Origin of the sequence: Luteibacter sp., assembly GCF_036500425.1 — a bacterium.
GTDB lineage: Bacteria > Pseudomonadota > Gammaproteobacteria > Xanthomonadales > Rhodanobacteraceae > Luteibacter.
This window is the reverse complement of record NZ_DASYCB010000023.1, coordinates 1-11,230: the sequence shown is the minus strand read 5'-3', so window position 1 is coordinate 11,230 and position 11,230 is coordinate 1. Positions and strand designations below refer to the sequence as shown.

Here is an 11,230-nt window from a genome sequence, read left to right as displayed (position 1 = left end):
GGGTACGAAAAAGGGGCGACGCATGGCTGCGCCGCCCCTTTTTTCACAGGCTTTTTCAGGCCAGATCGGTACCGAACTGTTCCTTGTATTCCGCAGCGAACTGCTCGTACGTGAAGAACTGGTTCTGCGTGCCCGGGTGTTCGACTTTCAGCGCGCCCATGAGCGACGCCATGCGGCCGACCGTGGCCCAGTCGTAGCCCTTCATGATGCCGAAGATCAGGCCAGCGCGATACGCATCGCCGCAACCGGTCGGGTCGACCACCTGACGCTCGCGCGCCGGCGGGATCGTGATCTCTTCGCCATCCGCATGGATGATCGAGCCGCGCGGGCCGACAGTAATGATGTACGCCTTGACCTTCGATGCGATCGTCTTCGCGTCCCAACCGGTGCGCTGCTGGAGCAGCTGCGACTCGTAATCGTTGACGATGACGTACGTGGCCTTCTCGATCATCGAGCGGAACTCGTCGCCGTTGAACAGCGGCATCGCCTGGCCCGGATCGAAGATGAAAGGCACGCCACGCGCGGCGAATTCATCGACGTGCTGCAGCATGGCTTCACGGCCATCCGGCGCGACGATGCCGAACTGGTAATCGGGGATGTCGCGCACGTGGTTGTCGTGCGCGTTCGACATGGCACCCGGGTGGAACGCCGTGATCTGGTTGTTATCCAGGTCGGTGGTGATGAAACACTGCGGCGTGAACATGTCGTCGTACTGGCGGACGCCATCCATGCGGATGCCGTGCTTTTCCATGTGCGCGCGGTACGGCGCAAAATCCTGGCCGACGGTCGCGACCGGCATCGGCTCGCCGCCAAGGAGCTTCAGGTTGTACGCGATGTTGCCGGCGCAACCGCCGAACTCGCGGCGCATCGCCGGAACCAGGAACGACACGTTCAGGATATGCACCTGATCGGGAATGATGTGGTTCTTGAACTGGTCCTGGAACACCATGATGGTGTCATAGGCAAGCGATCCGCAGATTACGGCAGTCATCGTGTAAACAACCCAATAGGTAAATGTAGGAGCGCGCTCGCGCGCGATGCTCTTATCCCCAAACCGCACACCCCATAAAAGCATCGCGCGCAAGCGCGCTCCTACAGGGGCGGGAACGGATCCGGAGAGAGCTCCGGCAAACCGGCGGATGGTACCCAAAATCGCCCCCTTCCGCGACCTCCCTCTTCACGTACAGATTTACGGGATCAGTACAGCTTCCGCGCGCATCATTCAGACTTACAAGGCTTTCTTAACTTCTCCGCCCTTGCGCCCCAAGGGGTCGCAATCTAGACTTCCCTGCTTACTTTTTCCGGCTACCGGGCGCTTGCCGCATCATGTTTAAGAAGTTCCGCGGTCTCTTTTCGAACGACATCTCCATCGATCTCGGTACGGCCAACACGCTGATTTACGTGCGTGGGCAGGGCATTGTCCTGAACGAGCCGTCGGTGGTCGCCATTCGCCAGGACCGTGGTCCGGGCGGCCCGCGCGCGGTTGCCGCCGTGGGTGGCGATGCCAAGCGCATGCTGGGCCGTACCCCGGGCAATATCGCCACGGTGCGTCCGATGAAGGACGGTGTCATCGCCGACTTCACCATGACCGAGGCGATGCTCCAGCATTTCATCAAACAGGTGCACCGCTCGCGCATGCTGCGGCCCAGCCCGCGCGTGCTGGTCTGCGTACCCTGCGGCTCCACCCAGGTGGAACGCCGCGCCATCAAGGAATCGGCCGAAGGCGCCGGTGCCCGTGACGTCTTCCTGATCGAAGAGCCCATGGCGGCCGCGATCGGCGCCGGCATCCCGGTGCACGAGGCCCGCGGCTCGATGGTCCTGGATATCGGCGGCGGCACCTCCGAGGTGGCGGTTATCTCGCTGAACGGCATCGTCTACTCGCAGTCCGTGCGCGTCGGTGGCGATCGCTTCGACGAGGCGATCATCAACTACGTGCGCCGCAACCACGGCACGCTCATCGGTGAATCCACCGCCGAGCGGATCAAGCTCGAAGTCGGTTGCGCGTTCCCGCAGAGCGAAGTCCGTGAGATGGAAATCTCCGGCCGTAACCTCGCCGAGGGCGTGCCGCGCATGTTCACGATCAACTCCAACGAGGTGCTTGAGGCCCTCCACGAGCCGCTCTCCGGCATCGTGGCGGCGGTCAAGGCGGCGCTGGAGCAGACCCCGCCGGAGCTCTGCTCCGACGTGGCCGAGCGCGGCATCGTGCTCACCGGCGGCGGCGCCCTGCTGCGCGATCTGGATCGCCTCATTTCCGAGGAAACCGGCCTGCACGTGCAGGTGGCCGATGACCCGCTCACCTGCGTGGCCCGCGGTGGCGGCAAGGCCCTCGAGATGATCGACCAGCACGGCAGCGACTTCTTCGCTTTCGAATGATGGACGCGCGCGCCGCGTCGGCCTGGGCGCGCTAATCCATGGCCCTTAATCGCGACGATAAGTCGCCGCTGTTCTCGCCCGGCGTGGCGGGTACCCTGCGGCTTATCGTTTACCTCGCGCTCGCCTGCGTGCTGATGGTCCTCGACCATCGCGGCGGGTGGCTGGCCAATGTCCGCTACGGGCTGTCGATCGTCGTGGAACCGGTCTACCGCCTGGCCGGCCTGCCCTCGCAGGGCTTCCAGGCGGCGACAGTCGCGTTTGCCGACCGCCAGCGCCTTACCGAGGCCAACCAGCGCCTGCGCGAAGACCTGCTGCTGGCCAACGCCAAGCTCAACCGCATGGCCTCCGTGGCCGAGCAGAACCAGCGCCTGAAGGAACTGCTGGATACCCAGCACAGCCTCGCGATCAACGTGCAGCTTGCTCGCCTGATCGGCGTTGACCTCGGCGCTTTCCGCCACCGCATCACCTTGAACGTGGGTGCGCGCGACCAGGTGAAGGCCGGGCAGGTGGTGATCGATGCGCGTGGCGTCATGGGCCAGATCATCGATGTGATGCCGACCACCTCGGTGGCCATGCTGATCACCGATCCGAACCATGCGATCCCGGTCACGATCGAGCGCACCGGCCTGCGCACGGTGGCCTACGGCTCGCGCGGCGGCGATATGCTCACCCTGCCCAATATCCCGGTCTCGGCCGATGTGCAGGCCGGCGACAAGCTGGTCACCTCCGGCCTCGGCGGGCGCTTCCCCACCGGGTTCCCGGTGGGGACCATCCGTGATGTGCAGCAGACCGCCTCGGGCACCTTCCTCTCCGCTAACGCCGTACCCGCCGCTGACCTCGACCGCAGCGAAGACGTGCTCCTGCTCCACGACCTGGCCGAACCTGCCGGGCCGCCCGAGCTGGCACCGAACGCCGGTCCGCCGGCCGACATGGCCCCGGACCCGAACGCGCCACCAGGCACGCCCGCACCTAATCCGACGCTGCCGCGGGTCACCGCGCCGACGGCCAGCGGCGCGCCTGCGCGCGCGTCCACCAGCGCCACGGGGGCCACGCCATGAACAAGACCCGCGTCCGCCAGCTCTGGTTCGCCGCCACGTTGCTGCTCTCGCTCGTGCTCATGCTGGTGCCACTGCCGGGCCCGCTGACCTCGTACAAGCCGTACTGGCCCGCGCTGGTGCTGCTCTACTGGTGTCTGCAATCCGGCGACCGCGTCAACCTGGGCATGGCCTTCTGCCTGGGTGTCGGCGCCGACCTGTTCGATGGCATGCTGCTCGGCGAGCAGGCCCTGCGCCTCACCGCCATGGTCTTCATCGCCTTGCGCTTCCGCTCGCGCCTGCGCTTCTTCCCCATGTGGCAACAGACCCTGGCCGTGCTGGGCTTCCTGCTCAACGATCGCGTGCTCCTGCTGCTTGTGCGCGTGCTCGGCGGTGATCCGCTGCCGCCTTCGGATTTCTGGATTTCGCCCTTCGTGGGCGCGGCCCTGTGGCCGTTCCTGTTCCTGATCCTCGACGACCTGCGTGCGCGCCTGCGCATCCACGAGGCATGAGCCTCCGGCGCGCCTCCATCAAGGAAACGCGGGGTGAGGTGGCGTTGTTCCGCCGCCGCGCGCTGGCCGGTTTTGCCCTGATCCTGCTCGGGCTCATCGCCGTGTGCACGCGCTACGTGTACCTGCAGGTCTACCACCACGACGAGTTCGCGGCGCGCTCCGAGCAGAACCGGATCAAACCACGCGCGATCCCGCCCGCGCGTGGGCTCATCTACGATCGCAACGGCGTGTTGCTCGCCGACAACGTGCCCGCGTTCCGCCTGGAAGTGACGCCCGAGCAGGTCAGCGACATGGACAAGATGCTCGCGGACCTGGGCGCGGTCGTGCCGATCAGCGACGACGACATCAGCGTGTTCAAGAAGCAGGTGAAGCAGAGCCGCCGGTTCGAAGGCGTACCGCTGAAGCTCAAGCTCACCGAAGACGAGATCGGCCGTTTCGCCGTGAACCGCTGGCGCTTCCCGGGCGTGGATGTGGTGCCGTACCTTACCCGCCGTTACACCATGGGCCCCGAGCTCGCGCACGTCATCGGCTATGTCAGCCGCATCGACGCCGACGACCTCGATCACATGGATGACGAGGAAGAGGCAAGCTACAAGGGCACCACCCACATCGGCCGGATCGGCATCGAGCGCTCTTACGAGAAGCTGCTGCACGGCGCGCCGGGCTATGAACTGGTCGAAGTGAATGCCGATGGCCGCACCCAGGCCGTGTTGGATACGACGCCGCCGACGCCGGGCAAGAACATCTACCTGTCGCTTGACGTGCGCTTGCAGAAGGCCGCGCTGGAAGGCCTGGCCGGGCGCCCAGGCGCGGCGATCGCCATCGATCCGCGCAACGGCCAGGTGCTGGCCTTCGCCAGCTTTCCGACCTTCGATCCCAACCTGTTCGTTAACGGCATCAGTTCGGTGGACTACAAGGCGCTGACCACCGACCCGGACAAGCCGCTGTACAACCGTGCGCTGCGTGGCGTGTATCCGCCGGGCTCGACGGTCAAGCCGCTTCTCGCCCTCGGCGGCCTCACCCTGGGTCTGCGTCGCCCGACCGACACGGTGTTCTCGAACGGCCAGTTCTGCATCCCCGGCCAGAGCCGCTGCTACCGCGATGATGATCGTGGTGGCAATGGCACGGTGAACATGATGCAGGCGATCGAGCATTCGACGAACACGTACTTCTACAAGCTCGCGCTGGACATGGGCATCGATCGGCTATCGGGCTGGATGTCGAAATTCAGCTTCGGCAGCAAGACCGGCATCGACCTGGTCGGCGAGGTCGAGGGCGTGCTGCCTTCACGCGAGTGGAAAGCGAAGCGCTCGAAAGCGGGCTGGTTCCCGGGTGAGACGATTATCGCGGGTATCGGCCAGGGTTACTGGGCGGTCACGCCGATCCAGCTCGCCCATGCGATCGCCACCTTCGCGGGGCATGGCATTCCGTACGCTCCACACCTGCTCCTCGATACCCAGGATGGCGTGGACAGCCCGCGCGTCGCGCAGGCGTTCCCACCGGAAGGCCCCTCGCTCATCCGCCGCGACAGCGACTGGCAGGCGGTGAACCAGGGCATGATCGACGTGATCAACTCCGGCAAGGGCACCGGCAAGAAGGTAGGCATCGGCTTCCCGTACGTGATGGCAGGCAAGAGCGGCACGGCCGAGCGCTTCTCGCGCAAGACCGACGCCTACGACAACAACAAGAACAGCGCTTACCTCGCGAGCCGTCACCGCGCCTGGTTCATTGCATACACGCCGGCGGAAGACCCGAAGATCGCCGTGGCCGTGCTGTTGGAAGCGGGCGCGTGGGGTGCGCAGGACTCCGGCCCGATCGTGCGCAAGATTCTCGATCAGTGGGTCGTCGACGAGGGCGGTCCGCGTCCGGAAGCGCTGCCTCCGGGCCCCATCGCCACCTCGGATGCGCCGATCGAAAGCGCGCCCGTAAGCGACGACAGTATCCAGGGCGCACAGCCGGCCCCGGCGACCAGCAGTGAACTGCCCCCGGACGACAACGGGGAGGACCAGTAACCGTGCTCCAGCAATTCACCGTCCGCCTGCAACGCTTCGGCATGCGTCTCATGACGCGGCCGCGCCTCGACCTGCCGCTCCTGCTGGCGCTGTTCCTGCTCGCCTGCGCAGGCCTGACGACGCTGTACAGCGCGGGCGGCGGTAACTATTCGCTGGTCGGCGGGCAGGCCGCGCGCTTCGTCCTCGGCGGCGTGCTGTTGCTGGTGATCTCGCGGATCCCGCCGCCGGTGCTGCGCTCGTGGACCCCGTGGCTCTATGCCGCCAGCACCGCGCTTCTGGTGGTGGTGGCCGCGCTGGGCGAGGGCAGGGGCGCCTACCGCTGGCTCGACCTCGGCGTCATGCGCTTCCAGCCCTCGGAACTGCTCAAGCTGACCATGCCGATGATGGTGGCCTGGTACCTGCACCCGCGGCAGTTGCCGCCGAGCTGGAAAGACATCATCGTCGTCGGCCTGCTGATCGCGGTGCCGGCGGGCCTCATCGCGGAACAGCCCGACCTCGGTACGGCGCTGCTGGTGGCGGGCGCGGGGGCCTTCGCCCTGTTCCTCTCGGGCATGGCCTGGTGGCGTATCGGCCTGCTGGTGGGCAGCGCAGGCGCGGCGATTCCCGTGGCCTGGCAGTTCCTGCACGAATACCAGCGCAATCGCGTGCGCACCCTGCTGGATCCGGAATCCGATCCGCTCGGCAACGGCTGGCACATCATCCAGTCGAAGATCGCGGTGGGTTCTGGCGGCGTTTTCGGCAAGGGCTGGCAGCACGGCACCCAGTCGCGCCTGGATTTCCTGCCCGAACACACCACCGATTTCATTTTCGCCGTGTTTTCCGAAGAGTTCGGCCTGGTCGGCGTCATCGCGATCATGCTGCTCTACGCGTTCATCATCGGCCGCTGCCTGTGGATCGCGATGAATGCGCGCGACACCTATTCGCGCCTTCTCGCGGGCGCGATCGGCATGAGCTTTTTCGTATACGTTGCGGTCAACGGTGGCATGGTCGCGGGCATCCTTCCGGTGGTAGGCGTTCCGATGCCGCTGGTGAGCTACGGCGGCACGTCGGCGGTGTCGTTGCTTACGGGCTTCGGCGTGCTCATGTCGATCCACGCAAATCGAAAGCTCCACGATTAATGGCTGAACGCGCGCCCGAACTGGCCCGGGAAGCGCCACTTTCGCGTGTTACGCTTCGGGGCATGGATGACGCTCAGCCTGCGCACCGCGCACGACCCGCACGATTTGTTCCGCGCCTGCTTGGCGCGATGCTTTCGCTTCCCCTGCTTTTCGCCGCTAGCCATGCACGCGCCGCCACCACGGAGACGCATCCGGGGCAGGCCGCGCTGGTGCGCGAAGTGGCGAAGGACACCGGCAAGAGCCCCTGGGCGCTGAACAAGCTACTCAACGGGGCGAAGATGCAGCAGGGCATCATCGATGCGATGAACCGCCCCGCCGAAGGCAAGCCGTGGAGCGTGTACCGGCCGATCTTCCTCACCGAGGACCGGATCAACGCCGGGGCCGAGTTCTACCGTACGCACCGCGCGCTGTTGGATGGCATCAGCCGCAAGTACGGCGTGCCGGCCGAATACATCGTCGCGATCGTCGGCGTGGAGACCTTCTACGGCCGCAATACCGGCAAGTACAAAGTGCTCGATGCGCTGACCACGCTGGCCTTCTACTACCCCAAGCGCGCGCCGTTCTTCCGCGAGCAGCTGAAGGTGTTGCTTGAGTTGCCCTCGAATCACCTGGGTGGCCCGCTGGATACGCTCACCGGCTCGTATGCCGGTGCGCAGGGCTGGGGCCAGTTCATGCCCAGCTCCATCCGCGACTGGGGCGTCGATTACGACGGCGATGGCCGCATCGACATGAAGAGTTCGATGGGCGATATCTTCGCCAGCGTCGCCAACTACTTCAAGGAACATGGCTGGCAGACCGGTGGCCCCGTGGCCTCGCGTGCCCAGCCCGATCGCCGCGCGCAGGCGCCGGCGGTACCGAAGGACTGGCGCCCGGTCGCCCCGGTGGAATCGTTCGTAGCCACCGGTTTCGCACCGCTGCAGCACCTGGACCCGGGCCGCGATGCGCAGCTCCTGCGCCTGGATGGCCCCGCTGGTGACGAATACTGGTTCACCTTCCAGAACTTCTACGTGATCACCACCTACAACCGCAGCCCCATGTACGCCCTCGCCGTCGACCAGCTGGCGCAGGAAATCCGCGCCCGCGTCAAAGGGCCTGGCACGCGATGAACAAGGGCCGGGGGGCCAGCTCATGTAGGAGCGCGCTTGCGCGCGATCACGCGTGCCGCAGCACCCCATCCCCCTGTAGGAGCGCGCTTGCGCGCGATTGGGATTACGGCAAGCACCCATCGCGCGAAAGCGCGCTCCTACAGTGGTTTTGCGTGCTTTGTGTGGTGGCGGTGTTGAGTGCTTGCGGTGGCGGCCACAACACCCGCCCTGCGTCGGGTGGCAAGCGCAGTGGCGGCTCTGGCCGGCCGTACGACGACATCAGCCGCTCGCAGGGCTCGCGCTACGGCAGCAAAAGCGACAGCGTGCCGACCGACATGCCGGATTTCAGCAAGATCCCGGAGCCGGTGCCGAAGAACGAGCCGCGCTCGCTCTATGGCAACAAATCGCCGTATTCGGTGCTCGGCCAGACCTACAACGTGCTGCCCACGCCGAAAGGCTACGTGGAGCGCGGTATCGCTTCGTTCTACGGCAACAAGTTCCACGGTTACAAAACCTCGAACCTCGAGGAATACGACATGTACCAGTTCAGTGCGGCGCACAAGACGCTGCCGCTGCCGAGCTACGCGCGTGTCACCAACCTGCAGAATGGCAAGAGCGTGATCGTGCGCATCAACGATCGCGGCCCGTTCCACGAAAACCGCATCATCGATCTGTCGTTCGCCGCCGCCGTGAAGATCGGCGTGTGGCCCAGCGGTACGGGCCTCGTCGAAGTGCGCGCGATCGATCCAGGCGATCCGGCGTCGGTCGCGGCGCCGCCGTTTGTACAGACCACGCCGAAGCCCGCGCCGGTGAGCGCACCGCCGCCGCCCGCACGTTCTTACGCTAGCGCGCCGCCGTCCGGCCGCACGGTGGCCACACCCGCTGCCGTGGTCACGGGCGCGACCCTGGCCGCCGCGCCGCGTCCGGCGCCGAACAGCACCACCACGACGCCGGTGGCGATCGGCAATCCCGACGATGCCGGCCCCGTCGAGGGCATGACCGATGTGTCGGTGGCCGATGCGCTGCCGCCCGGTACGAGCGGGCAGGGCGTGCGCCCCGCGGCACCCATGGCGGGCTCGTCGCCCGTGGCGCCGGTGGCCACCCGCGCGCCGTCGTCTGCGATCCCGGCCCCGGTCGGCACCAGCATTCCCGTGGCGCAGGCCCGCCCGCCCGTCGCCAGTGAGCCTTCCAGTCCGGCCGCCGTGCCTGGCAAACCCAGTATTTACCTCCAGGTCGGCGCGTTTTCTGACGTCGCCAACGCCAACCGCGTGGCCGATCAATTGAACCGTGCCGGCCTGGGCCCTGTCAGTGTCATCGAGACCAACCTGGGCGGGCGCAACGTGCGCCGCGTGCGGGTTGGCCCGCTCGCCGATGTGGACACCGCTGACAAGGTGACCGACCAGATTGCCGGCATGGGCCTGCCCAGGCCCTCGGTCGCGGTAGACTGAGCCCCTTTTTTCCTGCTTTTGACTGGACCGCTGAAACGATGAAGCTCTTGCCCCGTACCCTGTTCGCTTTCGCCGCCGCCGCGCTCGTCGCCGGCGTGTCCGTGGCGCAGCAGACGCCGCCACGTCCCGTGGTGCCGCGCCCCGTCGTGCCTGAGGCCCCCGTGCCGCCGCCGCCGGATGTGGAGGGTAAGAGCTGGGTGCTGATGGACTACAACACCGGGCAGATCATCGCGTCGAAGGAACCGGACATGCAGGTCGAGCCGGCCTCGATCACCAAGGTCATGACCGATTACGTGGTCTCGGCCGAGATCGCCAACGGCAAGATCCACATGACCGATCCGGTCACGATCAGCGAGAACGCCTGGCGTGGCGGCGGTGCCGGCACCGATGGTTCCACCAGCTTCCTCAAGCTCAACAGCCAGGTGCCGCTGAAGGACCTGCTGTACGGCATGATCATCCAGTCGGGCAACGATGCCGCCATCGCGCTGGCCGAACACACCGCGGGCTCCGAGCCGGCGTTCGCCAACCTGATGAATGCCTATGCCAAGCAGCTCGGCATGGCGCACTCGAACTTCGAGAACGCGTCGGGCTACCCGATCGCCAACCACTTCACCACGGCCCGTGACGTCGCGATCCTGTCGCGCGCGCTGATCCACGATTTCCCCGAGGATTACGCGATCTCGGCTGTGAAGGAGTTCGAGTGGAACGGCATCAAGCAGCACAACCGCAACCTGCTGCTGTGGCGCGATAACAACGTCGATGGCATCAAGACCGGCCACACCGCCGCCGCGGGCTTCTGCATGGCCGCCTCGGCCAAGCAGGGCGATGCGCGCATGATCGCTATCGTGATGGGCGCAGGCAGCGAGAAGGGCCGTGCGGACGCCGCGCTGTCGCTCATGAACTACGGTTTCCGCTTCTACGAAAGCCACAAGCTGTACGACGGCAACAAGCCGCTCGCGACGCCGAAGCTGTGGAAGGGCGCCGAGAACACGCTGCCGCTGGGCACCACCGAAAACGTGATGATCTCAGTCAAGCGCGGCGACTACGACAAGCTCAAGGCCAATCTCGATATCCCGTCCACGCTGATCGCCCCGTTCAAGAAGGGCCAGCAGGTCGGCACGCTGCGCGTCACCCTGGATGGCCAGCCGGTCACCACCGTACCCCTCGTCGCGCTGAACGATGCGCCGGAAGGTGGCTTCTTCTCGCGCCTGTGGGACACGATCATGCTGTGGTTCCATAGCGACGACAGCGGCAAGAAGTAAGGAGCGCGGGCGATGAAAGAGATCGATTTCTCCCAGGCCAAGGCCGAAGGCAAGGGCTTCCAGTTCCCGGGCCAGTTCGAGATCACCGCGATCGGCAACGCGGGCGCGGACCTGAAGGCCCGCGTCCCGCAGATCCTTCACGGTATCGGCCTGGAAGTCCTCCACGAAACGGTCACCTCCAAGCTCACCCCGGCCGGCAACTACGAGTCGGTCGCGGTCAGCTTCGTCGCACCGACCCGTGAGAAGTACATGGAGGCCCACGACACCCTCCGCGCCGACCCGGATATCCGCTTCACCCTCTAAGGGCGACCATGCCCCTGTAGGAGCGCGCTTGCGCGCGATGGGACTTGCGGCCACCCCCATCGCGCGCAAGCGCGCTCCTACAA

The 11,230-nt window shown here is 66.1% G+C and carries 10 protein-coding genes; 9 read left to right on the top strand and 1 reads right to left on the bottom strand.

Annotated elements, in window-relative coordinates; translation table 11 throughout:
- Window positions 1–55: 55 nt before the first annotated feature.
- Window positions 56–991 carry a carbohydrate kinase family protein gene (locus VGN46_RS06105; RefSeq protein ID WP_331641731.1) on the bottom strand — a complete coding sequence of 312 codons (936 nt, stop codon included), beginning with the start codon at window positions 989–991 and terminating at the stop codon, window positions 56–58.
- A gap of 335 nt (window positions 992–1,326) precedes the next feature.
- Here VGN46_RS06105 and VGN46_RS06100 point away from each other — a divergent pair, with 335 nt between their 5' ends.
- The 9 genes from VGN46_RS06100 to VGN46_RS06060 all read left to right on the top strand — a co-directional run bounded on the left by VGN46_RS06100 (window position 1,327) and on the right by VGN46_RS06060 (window position 11,147).
- The gene (locus VGN46_RS06100; RefSeq protein ID WP_036116143.1) at window positions 1,327–2,373 is read left to right on the top strand and encodes a rod shape-determining protein; all 1,047 of its coding nucleotides are present in this window, start codon (window positions 1,327–1,329) and stop codon (window positions 2,371–2,373) included.
- 38 nt (window positions 2,374–2,411) lie between these two features.
- On the top strand, window positions 2,412–3,431 hold the full coding sequence (gene mreC, locus VGN46_RS06095) for a rod shape-determining protein MreC (protein ID WP_331641726.1): 1,020 nt from the start codon (window positions 2,412–2,414) through the stop codon (window positions 3,429–3,431).
- The gene (gene mreD / locus VGN46_RS06090; RefSeq protein ID WP_331641723.1) at window positions 3,428–3,919 is read left to right on the top strand and encodes a rod shape-determining protein MreD; all 492 of its coding nucleotides are present in this window, start codon (window positions 3,428–3,430) and stop codon (window positions 3,917–3,919) included. The genes mreC and mreD overlap by 4 nt, the downstream gene beginning before the upstream one ends.
- Window positions 3,916–5,931: a penicillin-binding protein 2 gene (gene mrdA / locus VGN46_RS06085; protein ID WP_331641721.1), complete on the top strand. Its 2,016-nt coding sequence runs from the start codon at window positions 3,916–3,918 to the stop codon at window positions 5,929–5,931. Before mreD ends, mrdA begins: the two co-directional genes overlap by 4 nt.
- 41 nt (window positions 5,932–5,972) lie before the next feature.
- On the top strand, window positions 5,973–7,049 hold the full coding sequence (rodA, locus tag VGN46_RS06080) for a rod shape-determining protein RodA (protein ID WP_331641734.1): 1,077 nt from the start codon (window positions 5,973–5,975) through the stop codon (window positions 7,047–7,049).
- Between the two features lie 128 nt (window positions 7,050–7,177).
- Complete coding sequence (gene mltB / locus VGN46_RS06075) at window positions 7,178–8,155, top strand: lytic murein transglycosylase B (protein ID WP_331641719.1); 978 nt, start codon at window positions 7,178–7,180, stop codon at window positions 8,153–8,155.
- A gap of 152 nt (window positions 8,156–8,307) precedes the next feature.
- Window positions 8,308–9,582, top strand: a complete 1,275-nt coding sequence (locus tag VGN46_RS06070) for a septal ring lytic transglycosylase RlpA family protein (RefSeq protein ID WP_331641717.1) — start codon at window positions 8,308–8,310, stop codon at window positions 9,580–9,582.
- Between the two features lie 38 nt (window positions 9,583–9,620).
- A complete protein-coding gene (locus tag VGN46_RS06065) occupies window positions 9,621–10,844 on the top strand; it encodes a D-alanyl-D-alanine carboxypeptidase family protein (RefSeq protein WP_331641715.1) in 1,224 nt (407 codons plus the stop codon).
- 12 nt (window positions 10,845–10,856) lie between these two features.
- Window positions 10,857–11,147 (top strand): DUF493 family protein, encoded by a 291-nt coding sequence (locus VGN46_RS06060; protein WP_331641712.1) that lies wholly within the window; start codon window positions 10,857–10,859, stop codon window positions 11,145–11,147.
- The last annotated feature ends 83 nt before the right edge of the window (window positions 11,148–11,230 follow it).

Coding starts and splice junctions, on each gene's coding strand:
- VGN46_RS06105 (WP_331641731.1), bottom strand. CDS start 991: ATGACTGCCGTAATCTGCGGATCGCTTGCCTATGACACCATCATGGTG.
- mreD (WP_331641723.1), top strand. CDS start 3,428: ATGAACAAGACCCGCGTCCGCCAGCTCTGGTTCGCCGCCACGTTGCTG.
- VGN46_RS06060 (WP_331641712.1), top strand. CDS start 10,857: ATGAAAGAGATCGATTTCTCCCAGGCCAAGGCCGAAGGCAAGGGCTTC.
- VGN46_RS06100 (WP_036116143.1), top strand. CDS start 1,327: ATGTTTAAGAAGTTCCGCGGTCTCTTTTCGAACGACATCTCCATCGAT.
- mreC (WP_331641726.1), top strand. CDS start 2,412: ATGGCCCTTAATCGCGACGATAAGTCGCCGCTGTTCTCGCCCGGCGTG.
- mrdA (WP_331641721.1), top strand. CDS start 3,916: ATGAGCCTCCGGCGCGCCTCCATCAAGGAAACGCGGGGTGAGGTGGCG.
- VGN46_RS06065 (WP_331641715.1), top strand. CDS start 9,621: ATGAAGCTCTTGCCCCGTACCCTGTTCGCTTTCGCCGCCGCCGCGCTC.
- mltB (WP_331641719.1), top strand. CDS start 7,178: ATGCTTTCGCTTCCCCTGCTTTTCGCCGCTAGCCATGCACGCGCCGCC.
- rodA (WP_331641734.1), top strand. CDS start 5,973: ATGCGTCTCATGACGCGGCCGCGCCTCGACCTGCCGCTCCTGCTGGCG.